This window comes from Brevibacterium sp. W7.2, from assembly GCF_018137945.1.
Classification (GTDB): Bacteria; Actinomycetota; Actinomycetes; order Actinomycetales; family Brevibacteriaceae; genus Brevibacterium; species Brevibacterium sanguinis.
Window position 1 is genome coordinate 597,803 of sequence record NZ_CP073089.1, and the last position, 26,057, is coordinate 623,859.

Annotated in this window: 22 protein-coding genes; 18 read left to right on the forward strand and 4 right to left on the reverse strand. The window is 71.1% G+C overall.

Annotated elements, in window-relative coordinates; all coding sequences use genetic code 11:
- Positions 1-87 precede the first annotated feature (87 nt).
- Genes J9315_RS02550 through J9315_RS02570 form a run of 5 tightly spaced genes read left to right on the forward strand, consistent with a single transcriptional unit; the run spans position 88 to position 8,464 of the window.
- Entirely contained in the window at positions 88-1,317 is a 1,230-nt protein-coding gene (locus tag J9315_RS02550; protein ID WP_198499699.1) for a glycosyltransferase, read from the forward strand.
- The gene (locus J9315_RS02555; protein WP_232623708.1) at positions 1,307-2,674 is read left to right on the forward strand and encodes a glycosyltransferase family 4 protein; all 1,368 of its coding nucleotides are present in this window, start codon (positions 1,307-1,309) and stop codon (positions 2,672-2,674) included. The genes J9315_RS02550 and J9315_RS02555 overlap by 11 nt, the downstream gene beginning before the upstream one ends.
- The gene (locus tag J9315_RS02560) at positions 2,671-3,855 is read left to right on the forward strand and encodes a glycosyltransferase family 4 protein (protein WP_211978722.1); all 1,185 of its coding nucleotides are present in this window, start codon (positions 2,671-2,673) and stop codon (positions 3,853-3,855) included. Before J9315_RS02555 ends, J9315_RS02560 begins: the two co-directional genes overlap by 4 nt.
- Complete coding sequence (locus tag J9315_RS02565; protein ID WP_211978723.1) at positions 3,852-5,777, forward strand: ABC transporter ATP-binding protein; 1,926 nt, start codon at positions 3,852-3,854, stop codon at positions 5,775-5,777. Before J9315_RS02560 ends, J9315_RS02565 begins: the two co-directional genes overlap by 4 nt.
- Positions 5,774-8,464 (forward strand): hypothetical protein, encoded by a 2,691-nt coding sequence (locus J9315_RS02570; RefSeq protein WP_211978724.1) that lies wholly within the window; start codon positions 5,774-5,776, stop codon positions 8,462-8,464. Before J9315_RS02565 ends, J9315_RS02570 begins: the two co-directional genes overlap by 4 nt.
- A 37-nt stretch (positions 8,465-8,501) precedes the next feature.
- On the opposite strand, the gene mgrA is transcribed toward J9315_RS02570, so the two are convergent.
- Genes mgrA through J9315_RS02585 form a run of 3 tightly spaced genes read right to left on the reverse strand, consistent with a single transcriptional unit; the run spans position 8,502 to position 10,501 of the window.
- Complete coding sequence (gene mgrA / locus J9315_RS02575; protein WP_211978725.1) at positions 8,502-9,542, reverse strand: L-glyceraldehyde 3-phosphate reductase; 1,041 nt, start codon at positions 9,540-9,542, stop codon at positions 8,502-8,504.
- 47 nt (positions 9,543-9,589) lie between these two features.
- A complete protein-coding gene (locus tag J9315_RS02580) occupies positions 9,590-9,916 on the reverse strand; it encodes a 4a-hydroxytetrahydrobiopterin dehydratase (RefSeq protein WP_137825802.1) in 327 nt (108 codons plus the stop codon).
- A gap of 39 nt (positions 9,917-9,955) precedes the next feature.
- Positions 9,956-10,501: a CGNR zinc finger domain-containing protein gene (locus J9315_RS02585; protein WP_211978726.1), complete on the reverse strand. Its 546-nt coding sequence runs from the start codon at positions 10,499-10,501 to the stop codon at positions 9,956-9,958.
- A 26-nt stretch (positions 10,502-10,527) separates the two neighbouring features.
- Here J9315_RS02585 and J9315_RS02590 point away from each other — a divergent pair, with 26 nt between their 5' ends.
- The 13 genes from J9315_RS02590 (at position 10,528) to ptsP (ending at position 25,056) form a co-directional block, all read left to right on the forward strand.
- Positions 10,528-10,764, forward strand: a complete 237-nt coding sequence (locus tag J9315_RS02590) for a hypothetical protein (RefSeq protein WP_211978727.1) — start codon at positions 10,528-10,530, stop codon at positions 10,762-10,764.
- Between the two features lie 238 nt (positions 10,765-11,002).
- Positions 11,003-11,740, forward strand: a complete 738-nt coding sequence (locus J9315_RS02595; protein ID WP_198499692.1) for a GntR family transcriptional regulator — start codon at positions 11,003-11,005, stop codon at positions 11,738-11,740.
- Positions 11,737-12,924 carry an anhydro-N-acetylmuramic acid kinase gene (locus tag J9315_RS02600; RefSeq protein ID WP_198499691.1) on the forward strand — a complete coding sequence of 396 codons (1,188 nt, stop codon included), beginning with the start codon at positions 11,737-11,739 and terminating at the stop codon, positions 12,922-12,924. Before J9315_RS02595 ends, J9315_RS02600 begins: the two co-directional genes overlap by 4 nt.
- Before the next feature lie 156 nt (positions 12,925-13,080).
- Positions 13,081-14,583: a sodium:solute symporter gene (locus J9315_RS02605; protein ID WP_198499690.1), complete on the forward strand. Its 1,503-nt coding sequence runs from the start codon at positions 13,081-13,083 to the stop codon at positions 14,581-14,583.
- Complete coding sequence (gene murQ / locus J9315_RS02610; RefSeq protein ID WP_198499689.1) at positions 14,580-15,593, forward strand: N-acetylmuramic acid 6-phosphate etherase; 1,014 nt, start codon at positions 14,580-14,582, stop codon at positions 15,591-15,593. Before J9315_RS02605 ends, murQ begins: the two co-directional genes overlap by 4 nt.
- Positions 15,590-16,588 carry a BadF/BadG/BcrA/BcrD ATPase family protein gene (locus J9315_RS02615; RefSeq protein ID WP_232623707.1) on the forward strand — a complete coding sequence of 333 codons (999 nt, stop codon included), beginning with the start codon at positions 15,590-15,592 and terminating at the stop codon, positions 16,586-16,588. Before murQ ends, J9315_RS02615 begins: the two co-directional genes overlap by 4 nt.
- Before the next feature lie 96 nt (positions 16,589-16,684).
- Complete coding sequence (locus tag J9315_RS02620) at positions 16,685-18,469, forward strand: glycosyltransferase family 2 protein (protein ID WP_198499688.1); 1,785 nt, start codon at positions 16,685-16,687, stop codon at positions 18,467-18,469.
- A gap of 114 nt (positions 18,470-18,583) precedes the next feature.
- Positions 18,584-18,841, forward strand: coding sequence for a PspC domain-containing protein (locus tag J9315_RS02625; protein WP_198499687.1), 258 nt, complete (start codon positions 18,584-18,586; stop codon positions 18,839-18,841).
- 257 nt (positions 18,842-19,098) lie between these two features.
- Entirely contained in the window at positions 19,099-19,860 is a 762-nt protein-coding gene (locus J9315_RS02630) for a DeoR/GlpR family DNA-binding transcription regulator (RefSeq protein ID WP_198499686.1), read from the forward strand.
- Entirely contained in the window at positions 19,857-20,804 is a 948-nt protein-coding gene (gene pfkB / locus J9315_RS02635; RefSeq protein WP_198499685.1) for a 1-phosphofructokinase, read from the forward strand. Before J9315_RS02630 ends, pfkB begins: the two co-directional genes overlap by 4 nt.
- 43 nt (positions 20,805-20,847) lie before the next feature.
- The gene (locus tag J9315_RS02640) at positions 20,848-22,995 is read left to right on the forward strand and encodes a fructose-specific PTS transporter subunit EIIC (protein WP_198499684.1); all 2,148 of its coding nucleotides are present in this window, start codon (positions 20,848-20,850) and stop codon (positions 22,993-22,995) included.
- 82 nt (positions 22,996-23,077) lie between these two features.
- Positions 23,078-23,347 carry an HPr family phosphocarrier protein gene (locus J9315_RS02645; RefSeq protein ID WP_198499683.1) on the forward strand — a complete coding sequence of 90 codons (270 nt, stop codon included), beginning with the start codon at positions 23,078-23,080 and terminating at the stop codon, positions 23,345-23,347.
- Positions 23,344-25,056: a phosphoenolpyruvate--protein phosphotransferase gene (gene ptsP, locus J9315_RS02650; protein ID WP_211978728.1), complete on the forward strand. Its 1,713-nt coding sequence runs from the start codon at positions 23,344-23,346 to the stop codon at positions 25,054-25,056. Before J9315_RS02645 ends, ptsP begins: the two co-directional genes overlap by 4 nt.
- 52 nt (positions 25,057-25,108) lie before the next feature.
- Here ptsP and J9315_RS02655 read toward each other — a convergent pair whose 3' ends face one another.
- Complete coding sequence (locus J9315_RS02655; RefSeq protein ID WP_198499681.1) at positions 25,109-26,026, reverse strand: LysR family transcriptional regulator; 918 nt, start codon at positions 26,024-26,026, stop codon at positions 25,109-25,111.
- Positions 26,027-26,057 lie beyond the last annotated feature (31 nt).

The following is a 26,057-nucleotide window of genomic DNA, read 5'->3' on the forward strand; positions in this document are numbered from 1 at the left end:
CGGCCCTCCCACCTCGGAGAACGTTCCTAAGACGGTTCTCATCTGCGTCTCATCTCGGCCTTAATCTCAGCGACGAAGCTGGGAACCATGACAGAGAACCTGAGAATCGCGCTCTTCTCCCATGACTCACTGGGACTCGGGCACCTCCGCCGCAATCGGGCGCTCGCCTTCGCGCTCGCCGCGCAGCTGCCCGAGCGCACCGGACGTCCCGTCAGCGGACTCCTCATCGCCGGCAGTCCCGAGGCCGCCCGCTTCGACCTGCCCACTGGGTGGGACTGGGTCATCCTCCCCGGCGTCACCCCTGCCCCCGGCGGCTATGCGCCGCGGGCGCTCGCGGCGACGATGGACGGACTGCGCAGTCTGCGGTCGGCGGCGATCACCGCCGTCCTCGACCAGCAGCAGCCCGACCTCTTCATCGTCGACCGGCACCCCTTCGGCGTCGCCGGGGAGCTCGCCGAGGTGATCGACCACGTCCGCGCCCGCGGCACCCGCACCGTGCTCGGCCTCCGCGAGGTCCTCGACGCCCCCTCCGTCATCGCCGCCGAGTGGGAGCGAGTCGGCGGCCCCGGCAGCGTCGCCGCGGCCTTCGACGAGGTCTGGGTCTACGGCGATGCCGCCGTCTACGATCCCCGCGCGACCGGGGAGGTTCCTGCTGAACTCGCCGAGATCGCGACGCTGACCGGCTACCTCGCGCTCGCCCGGCAGGAGGCCGCGACCCTCACCGGGCTGCCGGACGCCGATGAGCCCTTCGTTCTCACCTGCCTCGGCGGGGGCTCCGACGGGGCGGGCCTCGCCGAACGCGCGATCGCCGCGACCCCGCCGCCCGGGCACACCCACCTCGTCGTCGTCGGTCCCCAGATGGACCTGCCCGAGGTCGAGCGCCTGCGCGACCTCGCCCGCCCGGACACACAGATCCTCCGGCATACCGCCGACATGCCCGGACTCATCGCCCGCGCTGCGGCACTCGTGTGCATGGGCGGCTACAACACGCTCTCGGAGGTCATGGCCACCCGCACCCCCGCGCTCGTCGTCCCCCGGGTCGGCCACCGCGAGGAGCAGCCCCGGCGGGCCGCGGCGCTCGCCGCCGCCGGAGCCCTCGACACCTGCGACCTGAACGAGGCGATACCGGAGTTCCTCACCGCGTGGTTCGCCCGCCGCGCCGGGACGCAGTCGTCCCGGGACCACATCGACCGCGACGGTCTGCGCACCGTGGCCGCTCTCGCCGCCGACCTCATCGATGCCGCCGCCGTGCCCGCCGTCTCCGCGCTCGCCCACTCCCGTCCGACGCTGACCGAGGAGGTCCGCTGTGCCGTCTGAGACCGCCCTGACCGTGGCGAACCCCCACACGCGCGTGGGCTACGTCCTCAAGATGTACCCCCGGTTCTCCGAGACGTTCATCGTCTCCGAGATCCTCGCCCGGGAAGCCGCCGGAGAGGACATCGTCATCTTCTCGTTGCGCCCCTGCACCGACGCGCGCTTCCACCCGGAGCTCGCCCGCGTCAAGGCCCCCGTCGTCCACGTCGGACGTTCCTCGAGCGCCCGCGGCTTCTGGGAGGTCTGGCAGGAGGCGACGGCCGATCCCGGTATCGCCGCCGGTGCCGCCGACCACCTCGGCGAACTCCTCGCCCTCGACCACGATGACGCAGGTCAGGCGCTCACCGTCGCCCGGCTCGCTCGCGAGCACGGGGTCACCCACCTGCACGCGCACTTCGCCTCGGTGTCGACGACGGTGGCCCGCGCCGCCTCCCAGCTCACCGGCATCCCGTACTCGTTCACGACGCACGCGAAGGACATCTTCCACAACAGCGTCGAGGCCTCCGACCTCGCCCGCAAGACCGCGTCCGCCGACCATGTCATCGCGATCAGCGACTTCAACCGGGACTACCTCGCCCGGACCCTCGGGCCCGAGCTCGCCGAGCGGATCACCGTCGTGCGCAACGGCCTCGAACTCGACCGCTTCCCGTACCGGCCGCACCGGGACCGGGCGGAGGTCCCCGCGCTGCTCGCCGTCGGCCGCCTCGTCGAGAAGAAGGGCTTCGGCCATCTCCTCTCCGCACTCGCCGTCCTCCGCGACACGGGGCTGCCGGTCCGGCTCGACCTCGTCGGCACCGGCCCGCTCGAGGCCGACCTCGCCGCTCAGGTGCGCGGACTCGGACTCGACAACGCCGTGACGCTGCACGGCGCCCTGACCCAGCAGGAGGTGCGGGAGATGTTCGACACCCACGACGTCCTCGTCGCCCCCTTCGTCGACGGCTCCGACGGCAACGTCGACGGACTGCCGACCGTCCTCCTCGAGGGCATGGCCGCCGGCATCCCCTGCGTGGCCGGCAACGTCACCGCTGTGCCCGAGATCGTCAGCGACGGTCAGACCGGGTGGCTCGTCGACGGGACCGATCCGACCGCGATCGCCGCCGCCGTCGCCGAGGTGGTCCGGCGGGCCGTCGCCGACCCCGCCTCGCTGACCTCCGTCACCGATGCCGCGCGGGCGCGGGTGTGCGCCCTCCACGACTCCCGAGTCCAGGCCGCCGAGCTGGCCGCCCTCATCGGCAGGGGCGAGGCTCCCGTCTCCGCCGTGACGGCACCAGACCGCAGCGACGACGCCCCCGGAGGCGACGTCTGCGACGGTGCAGCCCTCGACGGCGACACCCTCGACGCCTGGGAGCGTGCCTCATGAGAATCGCCTACATCCTCCTCGACCCCGGCATCGGGATCTTCGGCACGAAGGGCGCGAGCGTCCACGCCCAAGAGGTCATCCGCGCTTTCCGCCGGCTCGGCCACGAGGTCACGGTGTTCTGCACCCGCACCGACGACGCGATGCCCGGCGACCTCGCCGACCTCGAGGTCGTCCGCCTCGACCTGCCTCCGGGCCTCGACCGGGGCTGCCGGGAGATCGCGCTGCTGCGGGTCTCCGACCTGCTCGCCGATCTCGTCGCGACCCGCGGGGGCTTCGACCTCGTCTACGAGCGGTACTCGCTCTTCTCGACCGCGGGCGCGGCGCTCAGCGACCGCCTCGGCGTTCCCCTCATCCTCGAGGTCAACGCGCCGCTCATCGAGGAGCAGCGCACCCACCGCGGACTCGTCCACACCGAGCATGCGCAGCGCTCGACCGCCGCGAGCTTCGGGCGGGCCGCGCGGATCGTGTGCGTGAGCGACGCCGTGGCCGACTGGGTGCGGCGCGACTATCCCGGACTCGCCGAGGTGGTCGTCGTCCCCAACGGGGTCAACACCGACCGCATCGCGCCCGGGACCCCCGACACCGCCGTCCATGACGCCGACCCAGCCGTCCGCGGCACTGTCCCGTCGGCTCAGGCACCCGTGCGCATCGGCTTCGTCGGCACCCTCAAACCGTGGCACGGCACCGACCGCCTCCTCGCGGCGTGCGCGGACCTCGACGGGCCGTTCCACCTCGACATCGTCGGACACGGACCTGAGGCCGAGGCGCTCGCCGCCCAGGCCGAGCGCCTCCGCTTGGGAACCCGCATCACCTTCCACGGTGTCGTCGCCCCGGCCGACGTGCCCGCCCACCTGCGGCGCTTCGACATCGCCGTCGCCCCGTACCCGGCCGGCCCGAACTACTTCTCGCCGCTGAAGATCTACGAATACCTCGCCGCCGGGGTGCCCACCGTCGCATCGAGGGTCGGATCGATCCCCGAGCTGCTCGCCGGCACGGACGCCGGAATCCTCGTCGCCCCCGACGACATCGCCGCACTCACCGCGGCGCTGCAGACCCTCCTGAACGATCCCGCCCGGCGGACGCGGATGGGTCGGGCCGCCCGCGCCGAGGCGATCGCCCGCCATTCCTGGGAGAGCCGGTGCCGTGACATCCTCGCCCCCGTCCTCGTGGAGACCGCATGACGTCCCGAACCATTCCGAGCGCCAGCGCCCTCAAGCGGACGCTGACGATCATCCGCCCCCACCTCGGCCGGCACAGGTGGCTCATCCTCGCCGGCCTCGCCGCGCTGCTCGCCGACGTCGTCTTCCGCATCCTCGAGCCGTGGCCGATCAAGATCGCCGTCGACGCCGTCACCGCCGCCCTCGGCGCTGACATCGCCCCGAGCCTCGGCATCGGCTCCGGGGTGGCGACGACGCTCGTGGCCGCGGCGATCGGTCTCGCCGTCATCGTCGCCGGCCGCGCGGTGACGAACTACGCCTCGACGATCTGCTTCGCCCTCGTCGGCGCGCGGGTCGCGACCCAGCTGCGCTCCCGGGTCTTCGACCATGTCCAGGCGCTGTCGCTGAAATACCACTCGAAGGCGTCGATCGGGGACACCTCGCAGCGCCTCGTCGGCGACATCGGCCGCCTCCAGGAGGTCGCCGTGACCGCGGGGCTGCCGCTCGTCGGCAACGTCATCACCCTCGCCGTCCTCCTCGTCGTCATGGTCGTCCTCGACCCGGTGCTCTCGGCCATCGTCCTCGCCACCGCCGTCGTCTACGGGCTGCTCTCCCGGGTCGCGACCCCGAAGATCACCACCGCCTCCCGGTCGACGCGCAAAGGCGAGGGCCACCTCGTCGGATCCGCCGCCGAGGCGCTCGGCGCCATCCGCGTCGTCCAGGCCTACGGACTCGAGGGGACGGTGGCCACCGAATTCGCCAACGGCAACGAACGCGCGCTCAAAGCCGGGGTGCGCGCCCGCCGGCTGGCCGCGGGTCTCGAACGCTCCACGGACGTCCTCGTCGGCGTCTCGCAGGCCCTCGTCCTCGCGTTCGGCAGCTACCAGGTGCTGCGCGGGGCGATGACCCCGGGCGACCTCGTCCTCTTCCTCCTCTACCTCAAGATCGCGATGAAGCCGCTGCGCGACATGGCGAAGTACACGGGCCGCATCGCCCGGGCCACCGCCTCGGGGGAGCGCATCGCCGACCTCCTCGACGAACCCATCGAGATCGACGACCGCCCCGATGCGGTGACGATGGGACCCGTCGCCGGCGATGTCGTCTTCGACGGCGTGACCTCCCGCGACGGACACGGCCGTCGCCTCTTCGACGACCTCAGCCTGCTCATCCCCGCCGGGGAGAGGATCGGCATCCTCGGTGCCTCGGGAGCCGGCAAGTCGACGCTGACGAGCTACCTGCTCCGCCTCAGCCAGCCCGATGCCGGGCACATCTACCTCGACGGATACGACACGCGCAACGTCACGCGTGCGTCCCTGCGCGGCAACGTCTCCGTCCTCCTCCAGGAGTCGGTGCTCTTCGCCGTCAGCGTGCGGGAGAACATCCGCTACGGTCGCCTCGACGCCACCGACGCCGAGGTGGAGGCGGCGGCCCGTGCCGCCCGCGCCGACGAGTTCATCCGGGAGCTGCCCGAAGGCTATGACACGGTGCTCGGCAACCGCGGGGACACGCTCTCCGGTGGGCAGCGGCAGCGCCTGGCGATCGCGCGCGCCCTCGTCCGGTCGGCCCCGGTCGTCGTCTTCGACGAGGCGAGCACGGGCCTCGACCCGGCGACCCGGGCGCAGGTGACGGAGGCGCTGTGGGATCTCACCGAGGGGCGCACCGGCATCGTCATCACCCACGACGCGGCGATGGTCCGCGGCCTCGACCGCGTGGTCTGGCTCGAGGACGGCCGCATCGTCGAGGACGGCTCACCGGCTGAGCTCGCGGCCGATCCCACGACGCGGGTGGCGGCATGGCTGCGCGATCAGGCGGAGGAAGCGAACCCGCAACAGAGCGCCGAGGCGGACGCCCCCGTCGCGTCGGGCACCGTGACCGGGCACTTGCCGACCGCTCACCCCGCACCGCCGGAGCACCGTCCGGTCGTGGGAACCGGAGTCCGCCGATGACCGCGGTCGACGCAGCCCTCGCTGCTGCCGCGACGCCGACGGCACGGGCCGGTTCGGCGGCCGCGTCCGTCGACGCATCCTCAGGCATGGGGATCCCCTTCCTCGATCACCTGCGTGAGGCGGCGGCGCTCAGTCGACTGCTCGGGTTCGCCGCCCGGCCCGTGCGGCTGCGCGTCAAGCCCGGTCGCAGCGCCATCGTCGCCTGGCGGCGGGACGACGTGCCCGGCCTGGCCGGATGGGGCTGGGCGACGGTGATGAGCGACCCCGACAAGCTGGCCAACCTGCGGCGGCGGGCGGATCGGCGCAGTCAGCCCCTGCACGTCCACGCCATCGTCACGGACCTTGGCGGGTTCGCAGGTCACGACGCTGCGTCGGCAGCTCACGACGCCGCGTCGGCGGTTGACGATGCCGCGCCGGGACGGGACCGGCCCGCGGAGGCACGCGAGTTCACCCTCCTCAGCGGGGGAGTGCTCGGGGATCCGAAGCTCGGAGCATCGCTCGCGCGGGTGCGCGGTGACCTCGACCTCGACGCGTGCACCGTCGTCGGCTACAACCCGGCCAGGCGCCTCCTCCTCGAACACGCCGGCGAATTCGTGCGGATCGGCACGGACCCCTACCAGCGGCTGCTCACCGCCGCCGAGGACTGGCAGCGGCGTGGGCTGCCCACCCTGCCCGTCACCCGCCTCGGCGCGGATGCCACGGCAGTGCGCTCGCCGTGGTGGGGCGATGGCGACCTCGCCGGGCACCCGGATGCGCAGATCGCCGAGGCGGTCGGCCGCACCATCGCCGCCCTCCACCGCCGCAGCGTCGCCGGCTCTCACGACCGCACTGTCGCCATGGTCGACCGGCGCACTGTTGCCGATGTCGACCGTGCGGGGGCGCCGAATGCGGGTGCTCTCACCGTCGGCGATGCCTCTGCGATGCTCGATGACACCGTGGGCACGCTGAGCCGGCTGCTTCCCGATGCCGAGGTCGCACGCGCGGGACGACTCGCACGCACCATCGCCGCAGAGCTGAGCTCGACCGACCGGAATGGGGCTCTCACGGAACTCTCCGACATCCACGGTGACCTCAGTCCGGACCAGATCCTCGTCGGCGGCGGGGACTTCCGGATCATCGACCTCGATCGAGCCGGCGTCGGACCGATCGGCATGGACCTGGGTCGGTGGATCGCGGCGTGCCGCCTGCGCGGTGACGCCGCCGGGCGGAGGCTGGAGACCGGATTCCTCCGCGGATACGGTGCTGCTGCGCTGGGCCCCGTCCCTGGCACCGTGTCGCACGCCGCCCCTGACACCGGCACCGGGGAGGCGGCGTCGGAGGAGGAGGTGGTCGCAACCACAGCGCGTCCGCCACGGATCGCCGGAACCGACATCTGGGCAGCCTGGGCGCTGCTCCTCACTGCGGTCGAGCCCTGGCGCACCTGCCGTCCCGCCTGGCGCGAGCACACCGAACGGCACCTCGACCTCGCCGAGGAGGCGCTGGAGAAGCAGCCTCAGCCCACTGTCAGCACTCGGCCCGGCTCCGCACCGATCCCCGCGACCATCCGCATCGACGGGACCGAGGTCGACATCCGCCGGTCGTGGCCGGCGAAGAAGGGCCGCATCGCGTTCGAAGCGACGACAGCCGACGGCATCCGCGCTGGGTTCCTCGACCCGACGCCCCGGGGCACCCCGCACGTCGGCACTCGAGCGACACCGCATGCCGGCACCGGAGAGACACCGCTCGGCGACAACCGTGAACCATCGCACTCCGGTTCCCGCGAACCCTCACCCGTCGGCACCCGACCGACAGCACCGCCCACCGCGGCAGTGACACTGCTGCCGGCCGGCACTGACCCGGATCTCCCCGGCCTCGCGCGGCTCCTGGACGGCCCGACCGCCCGCGGCAACCGGCTCGTCTCCCACCGGCCGGGACGTCGAGCCGTCGTCGCTCTCGCCAACGGCACCTTCGCGAAATGCGTGCGCCGCGGGAAGGCCGGGGCGATCCTCGCCGGGCAGGACAGGGCCCTCGCCTTCGCCGCCGGGTTCACCCTGCCGCGGGTGCTCGATGCCGACGATGCGACCGTCCTCCTCTCTCGGGTCCCCGGGGTCGAACTCCACGACCCGAGGGCACTCGGCGCGCACTGGGAGCGGGCCTGGACGGACTGCCTCGGCGCATGGGACCGCGCGGACGCACAGGCGCTTCCGGACTCGATGCCCACTCACACGGCCGACGATGAGGCCGGTGTCCTCGAGGACTGGCGGGACCGGTCCGACGGTCTGCTCGGCGGACTCGCCGAGCGCTTCGATGCGCTCCTCGCCGAGGTGACCATGCAGCTGCGCGCTTCCGCTCGCCCGCTGCGGTGGGGGCCGGTGCACCGCGATCTTCACGACAAGCAGCTGATGTGGGATGAGGCTGCCGGTCCTGGTCTCCTCGACGTCGATACGGCCTGCCGTGGTGAGCGCGAACTCGATCTCGGCAACCTGTCCGCCCATGCGACATGGCGGCGCGCGCAGGGGATCTGGTCGCCCGCCGAGGCGGCGGCCGTCACCCGTGCGATAGCCGGGGTCACCTCGGCAGGAGGGTACGACCGGTCACGACTTCGGCTCTACGAACGCGCGAGCCTCCTCAGGCTGGTCTGCGTCTACGCGTTCCGCCCGCGATGGGCCGCACGGACCGGAGCGCTGCTCGACGCGGCCGCGGAGTGAGGCCGCCGACCCGGCGCAGCGGCCGGGCACGGGAACGTCAGTCCTGCGTGCTGCGGCGGGCATCGCCCCAGATGTCGACGCCCGAGTCGATGGCGAAGGAGTCGATCGCGGCGAGCTCGTCATCGGTGAAGGGGCCCGCGCTCAGGGCGGCGACATTGTTCTCGAGCTGATCGACGCGGCTGGCGCCGATGACGAGCGAGGAGACGCGCGGATCACGCAGCGCCCACGACAGGGCCATCTGCGCGAGAGACTGACCGCGCGCCTCGGCGATGTCGGCCAGTCCGCGGATCCGGTCGAGGTTGTCCGCGGAGAGGAATCCGTCCTTGAATGACGGGGTCTCCTTCCCGGCGCGCGAATCCACGGGCACCCCGTCGAGGTACTTGCCGGTGAGCAGGCCCTGGGCGAGCGGGGAGAAGGCGATGACGCCGAGGCCCTCCTCGGCGGTGGTGTCGAGGAGGTGGTCGTCCTCGATCCAGCGGTTGAGCATCGAGTACGAGGGCTGATGGATGAGCAGCGGCGTGCCGAGATCGCGGGCGATCTGCGCCGCCCGCGCCGTGTCGGCGGCCGAGTAGGAGGAGATGCCCGCGTAGAGGGCGCGACCCGAGCGCACCGCGGTGTCGAGCGCGCCGATCGTCTCCTCGAGCGGGGTCGTGGCATCGGGGCGGTGCGAGTAGAAGATGTCGACGTAGTCGAGGCCGAGGCGACCCAGCGACGCGTCGAGGCTCGAGAGCAGGTACTTGCGGCTGCCGCCCGGCCCGCCGTAGGGGCCCGGGTGCATGACCCAGCCGGCCTTCGTCGAGATGATGAGCTCATCGCGGTAGCGACCGAGGTCCTCACGCAGCTGACGACCGAAGTTGATCTCGGCCGACCCGGGCGGCGGTCCGTAGTTGTTCGCGAGGTCGAAGTGCGTGATGCCGAGGTCGAAGGCCCGGCGGACCAGTGCGCGCTGCTCGTTGAACGCGACGTCGTCGCCGAAGTTGTGCCACATCCCCAGCGACAGGGCCGGCAGCACGAGTCCGGAGCTCCCGACTCGGCGATAGGTCATCGACTCGTAGCGGTCATCGGCAGCGGTGTACACGGATCGTCTCCCGGGAGTTGGTGACAGGCGGTCGCGTTCAGCTTAGGTCACGAGGATTGTCCGTTGCGATCGGCGGAGATGTCCGCACCTGCGGCGATGTCGCTGAACGTCGCCGCCAGCTGAAGATCCCGCTCCGTCACCGCGCCGGTGTCGTGGCTGGTGAGCACCACCTCGACGACGGGGTAGGTGAGAGTGATGTCGGGATGGTGGTTGGCCTCCTCGGCAGCGGCGCCGAGGCGGTTGACGAGATCGAGTCCGGTCGCGAAGTCCCCGGTGAGGTACTTCGCGGTGATGCTGTCCGAGCCGCCCTTCCAATCGCTCAGCCCCGCCTCGGCGAGCTTGTCCTGCAGTTCCTGTCCTCTGTATTCAGCCATGGCACCATGCTAGAAAGACATCGCCGGGACGGAAACCCCTCAGGCGGAATTCCCTGCGCCCTTCGCGCGGTGGCGGCGGACGGCGTCGCGGTTGGCGCAGCGGACCGAGCAGTAGCGCTGGCGGCCGTTGCGGGTGATGTCGACGACGACGTTGTCGCACGGGTCGCCAGGGCTCAGGCCGGCCGCGCAGCGACCCAGCCGGTGCATGCCGCGGGTCGTCAGGTGCAGCGCCGTGCCGACGCAGATGACGGCGCGCAGGACATGGGCCAGCGACTGGTTCGAATCCCGGTAGTGGAGGTGCCAGCCCTCATCGTCGTGGTCGACGAGACGCGGGTAGGCCGCGGCATTCGCCATGATCGCGTTGAGGATCTCCGCCCGGCGCTGAGGGTCGGCGGCGTCGACGACCGTCAGCCACTCATCGATGACGGCGCGCGTGTCGCCGAGGTCGGTCGGCGTCGGGTCGAAGCCCATCGTCATCCCGAACTCCCGGGTGCGCGTCTCGATCCCATCGCGATCACTCGGCCAGTCGTCGGCGAGTGACGCCGCCAGCAGCACCGCGTATTCGCCGTAAGGGTTGAGTTGCATAAGACCATTACACCAGGGTGGACAGCATGGACACCAGAGCAGGACGTGAGACCCGCGCGACTCGTGACAACGGCGCCGCCGTCGGGGGTTATGCCTCCGCCGGCGACTGCGAGCACGGCTGGCAGACCGAGTCGCAGCACCGCGTCTCGACCGGGCTGATCGTCTACGTCCGCTGCGCGCGCTGCGGGGCGCGTCGCGTCGACCGCCTCGGGGCCGGTGCGCTGGTGCCGAGCGGGCTGAGCCGGGTCGTCGCGCCGAGGTGAGGCGCGCCTGCTGGGGTGACACGCGCCGGGCTGCTCGCCGAAAGTCGATTCGGCCACGACTAGTCACCGTGCAGAAACACTTTTCGCCGCCATCCGGTCTGCGTGTCGAACTTTTCGCAAGCATTCGTGCTTTTCGCCGGCAGTGCGTCAGCGGCGTCACACCCCGTCGCGCCCCGCCGCGCCCCCAAAGTAGACCAGTGGTCTTGATTTCGCGTGTGAGCTGTGACTCAATGGGGGAGTGACGAAATTCCACTCGATTCGGGATCAGCTCCTCGATCGCCTCGACGGCATGGCCGCCGGAGAGCAGTTCCCGCCCGAGCGCCAGCTCGCGCAGCAGCTCGGCATCTCCCGGATGACCCTGCGCCGGGCCCTCGACGACCTCGTCGCGAAGGGTGTCGTCCGCCGGCGGCATGGGGCCGGGGTCTTCGCCCTCGGCCCGAAGTTCGACCAGCCGCTGGCCGCGAGCTCGTTCACCGAGGACATGCTCGCCCGCGGACTGCATCCCGGCTCCCGGGTGCTCTCCTTCGACCGCGGGGAGGCCGGGGCGCACATCGGACGCAAGCTCCACCTCGGCGAGGGGGACGAGGTGCTGACGATCCTCCGCCTGCGCCTCGCCGACGATGAACCGATCGCCCTCGAGGAGCTCCACATCCCCGCCGCGCGCGTGCCCGGACTCGTCGCCGCCGACCTCGTCGACGCCTCGTTCTACGAACTCCTCCACACCCGCTTCGGCATCGACCTCGCCCACAGCGTGCAGACGATCGAACCGACGCTCCTCGACGAGGAGGAAGCGGACCACCTCGGCGCCCCGCTCCAGGCCCCGGCCCTGCTCTTCGAGCGCACCTCGCGCAGCGCCGACGAGGTGCCCTTCGAATTCGTCCGCTCGGTCTATCGCGGCGACCGCTACAAGGTCCGCACCGAACTCACCGTGCCCGTCCGCCCCGAGGGCAGCGCCGCCGAGGGGCCGCGACCATGATCATCGCCGGCCTGATGACGGGCACCTCGGCCGACGGACTCGACGTCGTCCTCGCCGACTTCACCTACGACCCCGCGGTTCCCGACGACCTGTCGGTGCGCCTCCTCGCCGCTGTCGAGGTCCCCTTCGACGCGGACCTCCACGCCGACATCCTCCGCCTCCTCGAGCCCGGCGACATTCCGCTCGCCCTCGTCAGCGACGTCGACGGCCGACTCGGCAGGATGGCCGCCGAGGCGCTCGCCGAGGTCTGCGCGAGAACCGGCGTCGTCCCCGACCTCGTCGTCTCCCACGGTCAGACAGTGCGCCACGACGTCGTCGACGGTGAGGTCTCATCGACCCTGCAGCTCGGTCAGCCCGCCTGGATCGCCGAGCGCCTCGGCGTCCCCGTGCTCTCCGACGTCCGCTCCGCCGACATCGCCGCCGGCGGGCAGGGCGCCCCGCTCGTCGGGATCCTCGACACGATGCTCCTCGGCGCGGTGACGAGCCCGACCGCGCTGCTCAACCTCGGCGGAATCGCGAACCTCACCGTCATCGCCCCCGACCGTGCGCCGCTCGCCTTCGACACGGGCCCGGCGAATGCGCTCATCGACGTCCTCGCTCGCCGCATCACCGACGGTGCGCAGTCCTGCGACGTCGGCGGCGCCCTCGCCGCGAGCGGCCGGGTCGATGAGGCCCTGCTCGCCGACCTCCTCGGCGACCCCTATTACCGGCGGCCCGCCCCGAAGTCGACGGGCAAGGAGCTCTTCCATGCCGCCTACCTCGACGGACATCTCGCAGCCCACCCCCACCTCGGCGCGGTCGACGCCATCGCCACGGTCACGGAGCTCACCGCCCGCACCATCGCCGAGGCGGCCGGCAGTCACGGGGTCACCGCGGTCATCGCGTCCGGGGGAGGGACCCGGAATCCGACGCTCATGGCCGCCCTCGACACCGCGCTCGGCCCCGGCGTCGCGCTCGAGACGACCGATGCGGCACTCGGCCTGCCCGAGGGCGCGAAGGAGGGACTGCTCATGGCGCTCATCGGCTGGCTGAGCTGGCACGGCCTGCCGTCCACCGAACCGAGCCTGACCGGGGCAAGCCGACCGAGCATCGCCGGCCGGCTCACCCCGGGATGGAGACCGCTCGCGCTGCCCGCACCGCTGCACCGAAGACCCCGACGGATGCGCATCGACAACCGGACCTGACGCCGGCCCCGGCAGGTCCGAAAGCACCAGCCGCCCCGACCGCAACCACTTCGACCGCCAACCACCCGCCAACCACCCCACCGCAACCCCCGACGCGGCCCTCACCGGCAAGGACGCCGGCAGCCGAGACCGCCGCACTGAGAAGGAGTCACGACCATGCAGATCATCGACCTCCTGGTGATCGTCGTCTACCTCGTCGCCACCGCGTGGCTGGGCCTGAAGCTGAGCGGCCGACAGACCGGGCTCAAGGACTACTTCCTCGGCGGGCGGGAGCTGCCCTGGTGGGCGGTGTGCCTGTCGGTCGTCGCGACCGAGACGAGTGCGCTCACCGTCATCGGCATTCCTGTGATGAGCTACCTCGGCGACATCTCCTACCTGCAGCTGGCGCTCGGCTACATCGTCGGCCGCGTCCTCGTCGCGTTCTTCATGCTGCCGCGCTACTACGACGGGGAGATGATCACGGCGTACGCGTACCTCGGCAAGCGCTTCGGCCAGTCGACGCAGACGACCGCGGGCATCACGTTCCTCTTCACCCGCCTGCTCGCCGACGGCATCCGCGTGCTCGCTGCCGCGATCCCGCTCAAGGTCATCCTCGACGGGCTCGGCATCCACACGAACTACTTCGTCATCATCGTCGTCCTCTCCCTCGTCACGATCGTCTACACGTTCATCGGCGGCATCAAGGCCGTCGTCTGGGTCGACGTCGCCCAGATGTTCCTCTACGTCTTCGGCGGGATCCTCGCGATCATCGTCATCACCGCCGGTGTCGGCGGGGGATGGTTCGCCGAGGCGGCCGCCGCCGGGAAGCTGCAGATGTTCGTCTTCGAGGGCAACCCGATCAATGCCGCGGGATCGTTCATCCCCTCGTTCGTCGGCGGCGCGGTCTTCGCGATGGCCTCCCACGGGGCCGATCAGATCATCGTCCAGCGGCTGCTCGCTTGCCGCACGAAGGTCGATGCGCAGAAGGCGCTCATCTGGTCGGGCATCGTCGTCTTCGTCCAGTTCGCGATCTTCCTCGCCGTCGGCCTCGCCCTGTGGGCCTACTACGACCAGGCGCTGCCGGCCGATCTCGGGCTCACCCGCGACGACGAGATCTTCCCGCTCTTCATCATCGAGGGCCTGCCGCCGGGCATCTCCGGGCTGCTGCTCGCCGGCATCCTCGCCGCGGCGATGTCGACGCTGTCCTCGTCGCTCTCGGCACTGTCGTCCTCGACGGTCAACGACGTCTGGGCCCGCTTCCGCAGGACCCCGCTCACCGACGCCGAGGGGCTCAGGGTCGGACGCTGGGCGACGATCGCGTGGGGCGTGGCGTTCATCCTCCCGGCCACGGTCTTCGAATCCGACTCCGGCAACATCGTCATCCTCGCCCTCGGCATCGCCGGTATCACCTACGGCGGGCTGCTCGGCGCCTTCGTCTTCGGCATGGTCAACAAGCGGGCGACCGCTGTCGATGCGAACATCGCCTTCACCCTCGCGATCGCCGTCAACGCGTTCTTCTTCGTCATGGAGAAGTACGTCACCGGTGAGGTCTGGGTGGCGTGGCAGTGGTATCCCCTCCTCGGCGTCCTCGTCATGGTCTCCGTCGGCGGGCTGCTGTCCCTGCGGCATCCGGCCCCACCCGTGGCCGCCGTCGCCGAGGCGGAGGGCAGCCTGCGATGACCACGGCACAGTCCCAGCCCCCGGAGTCGGATCCCGGCGCGCGCCCCTCGGGTGCTCACCCGCAGTCCCAGCCGGGGCTCTCGCCGACTGAGCGGCGCAATCCGCGCAGCGCGGGCCTCGACGACCTCGACAGCCTCGGCGTGCTCACCCTGCTCAACGCCGAGGACCAAGCTGTGCTCGACGCGGTCGCCGCGGCCCTGCCGGATCTCGCCGCGCTCGTCGACCTCGCGGCGGAGCGGATGCGCGCCGGCGGTACCGTCCACTATTTCGGGGCCGGCACCTCCGGTCGCCTCGGCGTCCTCGACGCCAGTGAGCTCATGCCGACGTTCAACCTCGAGCCCGGCCGCGTCGTCGGACACATCGCCGGCGGGGAGCCGGCACTCGTCAACGCCATCGAGAACGCCGAGGACTCGCTGGCCGACGGGCGCCGCGACGGCGCCGGGCTGGGGGAGCGGGACGTCGCGATCGGGATCGCCGCGAGCGGGTCGACCCCCTACGTCCGCGGGGCCCTCGAGGCCGCCGGGGAGGCCGGTGCCCACACCGTGCTCATCTCGAACAACCCGCAGGCGCCCGTCGCCGAGGCGGCCGCGGCCCACATCGTCCTCGACACCGGACCCGAGGTCGTCACCGGGTCGACCCGGCTCAAGGCCGGCACCGCGCAGAAGCTCGCCCTCAACGGGTTCTCCACCGCGCTCATGGTCGCCCTCGGGCGGACGTGGCAGAACCTCATGGTCTCCGTCGTCGCGACGAACGCGAAGCTGCGCGAGCGCACCGTCCGCATCCTCCGGGAGGCCGCGGACCTCGACGACAACGCTGCCCGTGAGCTCCTCGCCCGGTGCGACGGTGACCTCAAGACGGCGCTCGTCGTCTCCTTCGCCGAGGTGGCCCCCGCCGCTGCCGCCGAGCTGCTCGCCGGGCACGACGGCTCGGTGAGAGCGGCGATCGCCGCCGCGGCAACCACCGCCGACGGCCCCGCGGAGAGCAGCCCCGGTGCCGGGGCCGGCGCATGATGCCCGGCTCTGCCACCGGTGACCTCGTCCTCGGCATCGACGTCGGCGGCACCGGCAGCCGCGTCGCGCTCGCCGCGCCCGCTGCCGACCGCCTCGGCGACCAGGTCATCCTCGGCACACTCACCGGCCCCCGCGTCGAGATCGGGGCCGAGGGCACCAGCGCTCCCGTCGTCATCCGACGGCTCGTCGCCGCGGCCCGGCAGGCCTGGCCGGAGCCTTTCTCCCGGGTGACCGGCATCGGGATCGGGGCTACCGGGATCGCGTCCCTGGCCGCCGATCCCACCGTGCTCGCGCAGGTCATCGCCGCCGAGGCGGACGCGCGGACCGCGGTGACGATCGACGCGGTCACCGCGCACCTCGGTGCGCTCGGCGGCGCCGGCGGGGCGATCGCCGTGCTCGGCACCGGGGCGATCGCGATCGCGCACCCGGGAGCCGACGACGACGGGATCCTCGGTGCGCAGTGGTCGCGCGTCGACGGCTGGGGCCACCTCTTCGGCGACCGCGGGGGCGGCGCGTGGATCGGTCGGCACGCCCTCGAGGCCGCCCTGCGCGCGCACGACAGGGTCGATCGGCGCGGGGCCGCCCTCCTCGCCGCGGCGACCGGGCGCTTCGGGGATCCGAGCACGTGGCCGGCGACGTTCTACACCCGCAGCGACCGCGCGGGCCTCCTCGCGGAGTTCGCCGTCGACGTCGCAGCACTCGCCCGCGTCGAGGATCCGGTGGCCGTGGCTCTCCTCGCCGAGGCGGGACAGGAGGCCGCGCGCAGCGCAGTCGCGGCAGCGTCTGCCTCGGGCGCCTCCCGCATCGCCCTGACCGGGGGTCTGACCAGGGCGGGAGAAGCCCTCCTTGCCGAGTTCGGTGCGGAGGCGGCGCGGATCGACCCCGACATCACCGTCGTCGAACCCGGCGGCGATCCGCTCGCCGGTGCGCTCGTGCTCGCGAGCCTCATCGCCGCCGAGCAGATCCGTGCCCAGGAGGCCGTTCTCTGGGTGTGACGGTCGTCTGCAAGTCAGCTTGCCGACGACAACTGTTCACCTGACCGGCATCTGCGGATCAGCCCGTGGTCAGATGCCTTGCGCAGGATCGGGACTGTGAGAACCAGTCGCGAACCGTCGTCCGGATTCGACCGCCGTCCGAGGTCGGAGCACCTGTCCCTCCACCGCAGCCTTCCCGCACCCCAGGGGGCCGGCCTGCCCGTCATCGACGTCGTCCCGCCTCGGCGCCCTTCGCGTCGTGAAGTGCAGGGACTCGAGCTGCCGACGGGCCGTCGCACCCCGGTCTACCGCGTCTTCGAAGCGCTGCCGGCGGTCATCAGCTATACGGCGATCGCGCTCGTCTTCATCCTGCCGTTCATCGATCCGATGGTCGGCGCGGTCTACGTCCTCACGATCGTCGGGCTGACGTTCGTGCGGGCGCTGCGCGGGGCTGTCGACGTCGCCCGCGGCTTCAACCGGTACCGGCGCAGCGCCCGCGTCGATTGGAGCGCCCGACTCGTCGACCTCGAACGCGCCATCGCCGGACTGCCCGCCCTGCCGTCCCCGCAGTGCGGTTTCCGGGCCGCCGACCATGCGGCGACCGTCACGCGGGTGCGCGAGGACCCGCAGGCGGTGATGCGCCCCTCCCAGCTGCTCCACGCCGTCGTCGTCGCCGCGTACAACGAGCCGTTCGACGTCATCGCCGGCACCATCCGCACCCTGCTGCACACGTCGACCTCGCCGCGGCAGATCGTCGTCTTCTTCGCGTTCGAGGAGCGGGGCGGGCCGGTGATGGCGGAGACGGCGCGCCGCCTCGCCGCCGAGTACGGGGACGGCTTCTTCGCCTTCGTCCCGGTCCCGCACCCGGCGGGTGTGCCCGGTGAGATCGCCGGGAAGGGGGCGAACATCACCCATGCCGGGCGGAAGCTGGCGAGCTGGGTGCGGGAGCGCGGGATCGACCCGGAGCGGGTCATCGTCACGAGTCTCGACTGCGACAACACCCCGCACGAGTCGTACTTCGACTATGTGGCCTATGAGTACGCGACGGCACCCGACCGGGCGCGGCTGTCGTTCCAGCCGATCAGCCTCTACATGACGAACATCTGGGACGCTCCGGCGCCGTCGCGGGTCGTGGCGAGCGCCAACTGCTTCTGGAATCTCACGACCACGGTGCGGCACTTCGCGCTGCGGAACTTCGCGTCGCACTCCCAGCCGCTGCCGGCGCTCATCGACATGGGGTTCTGGTCGACGCGGACGATCGTCGAGGACGGTCACCAGTACTGGCGCAGCTGGTTCCACTTCGACGGCGACTACCGGGTCGTGCCCATCCACGTGCCGATCTATCAGGACGCGGTGCTCGCCGGGAGCTTCACGGAGACGATGGTCGCCCAGTTCAAGCAGCTCAGCCGCTGGTCGTACGGGGCCAGCGACGTCCCCTATGTCGGGGTGCGGGTCTTCGCCGGTGATGCGAAGTCGCCGTTCTGGCCCGGGTTCCTGCGCTTCCTGTCCCTCCTCGAAGGGCACGTCAGCCTCGCGTCGATCTCCGTCATCATCGCCGTGGGCGGGTGGATCCCGTTCGTCGTCGCCTCGCACACCGGGCAGGCGAGCGAGTTCATCGAGGCGATGCCGATGACCGTGGGGCTCATCCAGCAGATCGGCATGATCGCGCTCCTCGTCTCGGTGCTCGTCTTCCGTGCCCTCCTGCCGCCGCGGCCGGTGCACGTGCCGGTCTCGCGGAGCGTGACGATGTGGCTGCAGTGGCTGCTCTATCCGCTCACGCTGCTGATCTTCAACGCCGGCACCGCGCTCTACTCGCAGTGGTGCCTGCTCACCGGCCGCTACCGCGAGCGCTTCGACGTCACGGAGAAGGTGTCGGGAGCGTCCCTGCGGCGCGCCGCCTGAGGCGCCCGGGGCGACCGTTCCACGGGTCGGGGGCCGGAAGATTATGGGTTTCCTCAGTCGAGTCTCAGGTCATCACCCTGTGGGGCCGCTCGCTGGCGGCGTAGTGTCGAAGACATGAACTCACTCTTCGATTCCATTCGCAAGATCGGCTATCGCCGCGGCCCCGAGCGGATCGTCGGCGGCATCGCAGGAGGCCTCGCCAAGGTCACCGGACTCAATGTCTGGATCGTTCGTCTCCTCGTGCTCGCCTCGTTCCTCCTGCCGGTCCTCGGCGTCGGCGCCTACCTCGTCGTCTGGGCGATCACCCCGTGGCAGGACGGGAGCATCCCGCTCCAGCGCGCCTTCGGCGGTGCCGGCCGACTCGAGCGCTGACCCGGCAGCCGACGTCGTCAAGCCCGCGCGAGCGGTCCGGGCAGGACCGTGCGCGTGAAGAGGCCCTGTGATCCCCTGTCAGGGAGGGATCACAGGGCCTCTGTGCGTCTGAGCCGCCGTCCACTGACTCGCTGACGCTCGGCTCCTCGTCGTCGAACCCGCGGATTCCGGGCCATCGGCATGCCCGCTTCGTTCGCGGGTCCAAATAAATGTTGTTTTCGCTGTGTTTATGTCTGTATGTGTGGCATCATGAAACTGTGTACGCTGCTGAACGCCAGAAGACGATCCTCGCGGCCGCTCGCTCGCAGGGCCGGGTCGAAGTCAGTTCGCTCGCCGATGAGCTGAACGTCACGGCCGAGACGATCCGTCGCGACCTCACCGTCCTCGAACGCCGCGGACTGCTCACGCGCATGCACGGCGGTGCCATCCCCGCGGATGCGCTGACTCCGGAGCCCGCGCTCGATGAGCGCATCGGACACCGTGCGGCGGAGAAGCAGCGGGTGGCGCTGCGGGCTCTCGAGGAGATTCCCGACGGCGGGAGCATCCTGCTCGACGCGGGAACGAGCACCCTCGCCATCGCCCATGCGATCCCCGACGAGCTGCCGCTGACGGTCGTCGCCAACAGCCCGATGATCTGCGCCGTCCTCGCCTCGAAGCCCGGCATCACACTCCTGCAGCTCGGCGGACGGGTCCGTGCGCGGACCGGTGCGGCGGTCGGACGCTGGACCACCGAGGCGCTCGCCGACCTCACCATCGACGTCGGCTTCATCGGCACCAACGGCTTCGACGCCCTTCGCGGGCTGACGACTCCCGACGAATCGGAGGCTGCGACGAAGCGGGCAATGGTCGATGCGTGCCGCACCACTGTGCTCGTCGCCGACTCGAGCAAGGCCTCCCAGGTCCACCTCCATCGCTTCGCCGAACTCGCCGACGTCGACCTCGTCATCACCGACACCGACCTCGACGAGTCCGCTGCGGAGTCTCTCCGCGACTCCGGCCCGGACCTCGTGACCGTATGATCGTCACGCTCACTCCGAACCCGAGTGTCGACCGTGCCGTCACGGTGGGTGCACTGCGCCGCGGACACGTTCTCCGTGCCGCCTCATCCCGGGTCGACCCCGGGGGCAAGGGCGTCAACGTCGGGCGCGCCCTGACCGCCATGGGAGTCCGACCGCTCGTCGTGGTGCCCTCGGGAGGCCCCGAAGGCACTCTGTTCGACACGCTGCTGAGAGCGGATGGAATCCGCGCCGAGGTCGTGCCCATCGCCGAGAGCATGCGGATGAACGTCAGCGTGCTCGAACCCGACGGCACGACGACGAAGCTCAACGAGGCGGGACCCGAACTCGCCCCCGGCGAGGTCGCATCGCTGGTGGAGGCCACGCTCGAGGTTGCGGCGCCCGGGGTCTGGATCGCCGGTTGCGGAAGCCTGCCCCCAGGTGTGCCGACCGATCTCTACGCAACGCTTGTGCGCGAGGCACAGGCCCGCGGCGCGCGGGTGGCGATCGACTCCTCCGGCGCCCCGTTCGACGCCGCCGTCGCGGCCGGACCCACCCTCATCAAGCCCAATCGCGTCGAACTCTCCGAACTCACCGGTCGGCCCCTCGACACGCTCGGGGCCGTCGTCGACACCGCACGGGAACTCGTCAGCACGGGCATCGACTGCGTCGCGGTGAGTCTCGGCCGCGACGGGGCGGTGCTCGTCACCGCTGACTCCGCAGTGCACGCGACAGCCGTCATCTCCGATCCGGTCTCCACAGTCGGGGCCGGCGACTGCATGCTCGCCGGACTCCTCCACGGCCTCGACAGCGGCGCCGACCTCCCGAGCGCTCTCGGCCAGGGAGTGCGTTGGGGAGCCGCCGCCGTCAGGCTTCAGGGCACTGCGGTTCCGACACCCGATCACCTCATCGACATTGCGGTGACGATCTCGGAGGACCCCGAGCTCGCCCTGCCACTGGACGACTGATCCGACGCCACACCGACGGGCGCGGATCACGAAAGGAATCGACATGCCACTGATCAATGACGAACAGGTTGTGCTCGGCCTCACCGGAGGCGACAAGCGCGAAGCAACACGCAGGCTTGCCGAATGCCTGGTGGCGACCGGCCGCTGCACCGATCTCGACCTCTTCGCCGCCGACGTCGACGAACGCGAGGCGAAGACCGCGACCGGGCTGCCCGGAGGGATCGCGATCCCTCACGCGCGCAGCGCGGCGATCACCGAACCCTCCCTCGTCTTCGGACGGACCGCAGCGGGCATCGACTGGGGTGCGAAGGACGGTCCCGCCCGCCTCGTCTTCCTCATCGCGGCACCGGCAGACGGCGGCGACGCCCACATGAAGGTTCTGCCGCAGCTGGCGCGCGCGCTCATGCGGGAGGACTTCAGAGACGCCCTGCTCACCGCTCAGACGCCCGCCGACGTCGTCGAGATCGTCGGCGACCACGTCCATCTCGACGAGGCCGCCGAGACCGAGAGTCCCGCACCCGCGGGACCACCCGCACCCGGACCGCCGGCACCGTCCGTCTCCGAACCCGCGGCCCCGCCCGCTCGCGACGAACAGGCCGACACCGCACCGGAAACGACTCCCGATGGACAGCCGGATGACCAGTCCGCGCGCCGACTGAGGTTCGTCGGCGTGACCTCGTGCCCCACCGGCATCGCGCACACGTACATGGCTGCGGAGTCGCTGGAGAATGCCGCTGCCGCCGCGGGCCATGAGATCGTCGTCGAGACTCAGGGGTCGGCCGGTTCGACGCCGCTGACGCCGGCGCAGATCGCCGCGGCGGATGCCGTTATCTTCGCCCACGACGTCGAAGTGAAGGAGCGCGCTCGCTTCGCGGGCAAGCCGACGGTCGATGTGGGGGTGAAGAAGGCGATCTCCGATGCGCCGCAGCTCATCGGCAGGGCCGCAGAACTCGCGGCATCGGGTGGCCCCGGCGACGCCGACAGTTCGGCCGCGACCACCGCCGGCACCGGAGCCGACGACGGAGACGAGCAGATCGGGTTCGGCACCAAGCTGCGACAGTGGCTGATGACAGGTGTCTCCTACATGATCCCGTTCGTCGCTGCCGGCGGCATCCTCATCGCCGTCTCGTTCATGCTCGCGCAGATCGCTCTCGGCGAGAACGGGGCCATCGAGATCGTCAAGTACAGTCTCATCGGCGACGACCAGTACAACATCGCACAGAACTTCGATCTCACGAGCCTCACCTCGTGGGCCGCTCTCGCCTATGTAATCGGTGCCGCGTCGTTCGGATTCCTCGTGCCGATCCTCTCCGGATACATCGCCTTCGCGATCGCCGACCGGCCGGGCCTCGTTCCCGGCATCGTCGGGGGATCCGTGGCGGTGACCATGGACGCGGGATTCCTCGGCGGCATCGTCACCGGCCTGCTCGCCGGTGCCGTCGCCAAATGGATCGCCGGCTGGAAGGTGCACAAGGGCGTCCGCGGCGTCATGCCGGTCGTCGTCATTCCGCTGCTCTCAGCACTCATCACCGCAGGGCTGTTCATCACAGTGCTCGGGCGACCCATCGTCGCCCTGATGAACGGTCTCAACGAGGGGCTCAGCGGACTGACCGGCGGGGGAGTGCTGGTCCTCGGACTGATCCTCGGCGCGATGATGGGCTTCGACCTCGGCGGCCCGGTCAACAAGGTCGCCTACGGATTCGCCACCGCCGGCCTCTCCGCGGCCGGCACGGCGATGGACGCACCGCAGCTGAAGATCATGGCCGCAGTCATGGCGGCAGGAATGGTCGCCCCGCTCGCCCTGGCGCTGGCGACGGCGATCGCCCCGAAGCTCTTCTCGGCACCGGAGCGCGAGAACGGAAAGGCGGCGTGGCTGCTCGGCGCGTCCTTCATCTCCGAAGGCGCGATTCCGTTCGCCGCGGCCGATCCGATCCGGATCATCATCGCCTCGACGATCGGCTCGGCGGCGACCGGCGGCCTCGTCATGCTCTTCGGCTCGACACTCCTCGCGCCGCACGGCGGCATCTGGGTGCTGCCCCTCATCGGGCAGCCGCTGCTCTTCGTCCTCGCCCTGGCCGTCGGCGTGGTCATCACCGCCGCACTCGTCGTGCTCTTCAAGGCGATGGCCGCTCGGCGGCGCACTGCGAAGGCCGCGAACCGGGACCTCGACACCACGATGGTCGCCGCATGACCCGACGATTCAACCGCCCGCCAGACGGGCCCGTGCTCGCGACCGAGCACACCTCACGATGAACACAACCCAAGGAGAGATCATGGCAACTCGCACCGTCACCATCGCATCGGCCGTCGGACTCCACGCTCGGCCCGCGTCCCTCTTCGTCGAAGCCGTCACCGAATCTGGGATCGACGTCGAGATCAGCCGTCCCGGCGAAGACGCCGTCGACGCCGGCAGCATCCTCGGCGTGATGGCGCTCGGCGCCAAGCACGGGGAGGAGGTCGAACTCTCAGCCGATGCCGAGGGAGCCGACGCCGTTCTCGACCGCCTCGTCGCTCTGCTCGCCACGGACATGGACGCGCAATGAGCACCCGCGGCACGGCAGCGGTGACCGAAGGCGGCACCGCCGTCCTCCACGGAATCGGTGTGAGCCCCGGAACCGCGTACGGTCCCATCGCGCAGGCGGCCGCACCGGTGATGCCCGCCGCCGACGAGCCCGCCGCAGAGGATCCCGCAGCAGCGGCCGAGACGGCCATCGCCAGTTTCATGGACGTCGCGGACGACCTCGATGCGAAGGCGCTGAGGGCCGATCCGACGGCCCGCGACATCCTCAAGGCCACGGCGATGATCGCCCGTGATCGCTCGCTGCACCGTGAGGTCACCAAGCGCCTGCACGCGGGCAGCGGCCCGACCCGAGCCATCGCCGAGGCGATCGATGAGTTCGCCGCACGGTTCGAAGCGCTCGGAGGATACTTCGCCGAACGTGTCACCGACCTCCGTGATGTGGGGGCGCGCACCATCGCCGCGGTGCTCGGCGAACCGGCACCCGGACTGCCCGACCTCGCCGAGCCGAGCATCGTCGCGGCCGACGACCTCGCTCCCGCGGAGACGGCCACGCTCGACCGGTCTCTCGTGCTGGGAATCATCACCCGGGCAGGGGGACTGACGAGTCACACGGCGATTCTCGCGGCGCAGATGGGCATTCCCGCAGTGGTGCAGCTGCCCGACGCAACGACGATCCCCGACGGCACTCTCGTCTCGATCGACGGCGGCAGCGGTGACGTCGTCCTGCGACCGGACCCGGCGGCGGTCGACGCTCAGCGCCGACGTCGTCAGCAGCTCTCCGCCGCGCTCGCCGGCGTATCCGGTCCCGGAGAGACCTCCGACGGCCACCGGGTCGCCCTGCTCGCCAACATCGGAGGCGTAGAGGACGCTGAGCTCGCCGGCGCCGAGGATCTCGAAGGAGTCGGTCTCTTCCGCACCGAGTTCGTCTTCCTCTCCGCCGCTGTGGCCCCGACGGTCGAGGAGCAGACGGACATCTACCGCCGGGTGTTCGCCCCCTTCTCCGGCCGTCGGGTCGTCGTGCGCACCCTTGACGCCGGCGCGGACAAGCCGCTGGCCTTCGCCGACCTCGGTCCGGAGGAGAACCCGGCTCTCGGCCGCAGGGGTCTGAGGCTGTCACAGGCTCGCCCGAAGATCCTCGACGCGCAGCTGCAGGCGCTCGCGGCAGCCGCAGCGGCCACAGGCGCCGACGTCAAAGTCATGGCGCCCATGGTCTCGACGGCTTCCGAGGCTCGCTGGTTCGCCCAGCAGGTGCGAGCCCACGGCCTGTCCTCACCCGGGGTGATGATCGAAGTGCCCGGAGCCGCCGTGCGCGCCAGAAGCGTGCTCGAGGCCGTCGACTTCGGAAGTCTGGGCACCAACGACCTCGCGCAGTACACGATGGCGGCCGATCACATGGAGGGTGAGCTCTCCGAGCTGCTCGACCCGTGGCAGCCCGCTGTGCTCGCCATGATCGCGACGGCGGCCGACGGGGCCGAGGAAGCCGGCAAGCCGCTCGGGGTCTGTGGTGAGTCGGCTGGCGATCCGCTCCTGGCGCTGGTCCTCGCAGGCCTCGGCATCACGAGTCTGTCGATGGCCCCGAGCAGGATCGGCGCAGTTCGACTGGCACTGCGACGACATTCGCAGGAGGATTGTCGGGCTCTCGCCGCAGCGGCGCTCGCAGCGGAGACGCCGGCCTCGGCCCGGGAAGCGGTGCGCGCCTCCCTCGCTCCGGACCTCATCGAACTGCTCTGAGCGGCAGGGGCGGGCGCAGCATCCCCCCGCTCACCACCGAGGCGGCCCGCCGTCATTCGGCCTCGTCGCCGGCCCCCGCCTCGGCGAAGGCGGCATCGACGACGTCGAGGAACACCTCGAGGGTGGGTCCCGGATCGAAGAGGGCCGAGCGCACCATGACGCCGTAGAGCGGGGGCAGCTCGCGCGGCACAGGGACCGTGTTGACCGCTCCCCAGACGACCCCGACGCCGTCGAGGGGCATGAGCGCCACGGCCAGGTCGGCGGCGACGAGCGGCAGGGCCGTCTGCAGCGTCGAGACCTGCTGCACGCTGCCCGGGGCGATGCCGAGCAGATCCCACAGCTGCTGGGAGATCTCCACGAGCCCGGGAAACCCGGGGATCTGCGACGGGATGACCCAGTGCGCCGCCTCCAACTCCGCCCTGCCCATGTTCGCTCGGCCCGGCGGTACCGCGATCGCCAGCGGCATCGTCGCCACTCCGCGCATCGTCAGCGCCGGGAAGTTCGCGGCCAGCGCGTCGACATCGGAGGTGGCGACGAAGCCGATGTCGACCCGCCCCTCCGAGACGAGGTCGAGCACCCGGGCGGGGAACGGATCCGAGAGATCGACGGCGACCCCGGGCGCGGTCTCCCGGAACGTCCGCAGCAGCGGCGGCAGCCGCGACCACGAGAACGTCGGCACCGACGCCACCCGCAGCACTCCGGCCGTCCCGGACCCGAGCGCACGGGTGCGCTCGGCGATCTCATCGCCCCACTGCACGAGCCGTGCCCCGTCCCTGGCGAGCTGACGGCCCGCCGGAGTCGGCGCCACCCCGCGGGGCAGCCGGTCGAGCAGCCTGACCCCGAGCTCCGCCTCGAACGCGAGGATCGCCTGGCTCAGCGGCGGCTGCGTCATGTGCAGCTTCTGCGCCGCAGCCGAGATCGATCCCTCGTCGACGACGGCGAGGAAGTACTTGAGACGCGTGAGGTTCATAGTCGTTCATTGTATGGGGTTAGCAGAATAA

What these genes read in the sequence shown, in the direction of transcription:
- J9315_RS02565 (WP_211978723.1), top strand. Translation starts at nt 3,852, where the DNA reads ATGACGTCCCGAACCATTCCGAGCGCCAGCGCCCTCAAGCGGACGCTG.
- J9315_RS02600 (WP_198499691.1), top strand. Translation starts at nt 11,737, where the DNA reads ATGATCATCGCCGGCCTGATGACGGGCACCTCGGCCGACGGACTCGAC.
- J9315_RS02550 (WP_198499699.1), top strand. Translation starts at nt 88, where the DNA reads ATGACAGAGAACCTGAGAATCGCGCTCTTCTCCCATGACTCACTGGGA.
- J9315_RS02560 (WP_211978722.1), top strand. Translation starts at nt 2,671, where the DNA reads ATGAGAATCGCCTACATCCTCCTCGACCCCGGCATCGGGATCTTCGGC.
- J9315_RS02585 (WP_211978726.1), bottom strand. Translation starts at nt 10,501, where the DNA reads ATGCAACTCAACCCTTACGGCGAATACGCGGTGCTGCTGGCGGCGTCA.
- J9315_RS02580 (WP_137825802.1), bottom strand. Translation starts at nt 9,916, where the DNA reads ATGGCTGAATACAGAGGACAGGAACTGCAGGACAAGCTCGCCGAGGCG.
- J9315_RS02655 (WP_198499681.1), bottom strand. Translation starts at nt 26,026, where the DNA reads ATGAACCTCACGCGTCTCAAGTACTTCCTCGCCGTCGTCGACGAGGGA.
- J9315_RS02605 (WP_198499690.1), top strand. Translation starts at nt 13,081, where the DNA reads ATGCAGATCATCGACCTCCTGGTGATCGTCGTCTACCTCGTCGCCACC.
- J9315_RS02640 (WP_198499684.1), top strand. Translation starts at nt 20,848, where the DNA reads ATGCCACTGATCAATGACGAACAGGTTGTGCTCGGCCTCACCGGAGGC.
- J9315_RS02570 (WP_211978724.1), top strand. Translation starts at nt 5,774, where the DNA reads ATGACCGCGGTCGACGCAGCCCTCGCTGCTGCCGCGACGCCGACGGCA.
- J9315_RS02615 (WP_232623707.1), top strand. Translation starts at nt 15,590, where the DNA reads ATGATGCCCGGCTCTGCCACCGGTGACCTCGTCCTCGGCATCGACGTC.
- ptsP (WP_211978728.1), top strand. Translation starts at nt 23,344, where the DNA reads ATGAGCACCCGCGGCACGGCAGCGGTGACCGAAGGCGGCACCGCCGTC.
- pfkB (WP_198499685.1), top strand. Translation starts at nt 19,857, where the DNA reads ATGATCGTCACGCTCACTCCGAACCCGAGTGTCGACCGTGCCGTCACG.
- J9315_RS02590 (WP_211978727.1), top strand. Translation starts at nt 10,528, where the DNA reads ATGGACACCAGAGCAGGACGTGAGACCCGCGCGACTCGTGACAACGGC.
- J9315_RS02625 (WP_198499687.1), top strand. Translation starts at nt 18,584, where the DNA reads ATGAACTCACTCTTCGATTCCATTCGCAAGATCGGCTATCGCCGCGGC.
- murQ (WP_198499689.1), top strand. Translation starts at nt 14,580, where the DNA reads ATGACCACGGCACAGTCCCAGCCCCCGGAGTCGGATCCCGGCGCGCGC.
- J9315_RS02645 (WP_198499683.1), top strand. Translation starts at nt 23,078, where the DNA reads ATGGCAACTCGCACCGTCACCATCGCATCGGCCGTCGGACTCCACGCT.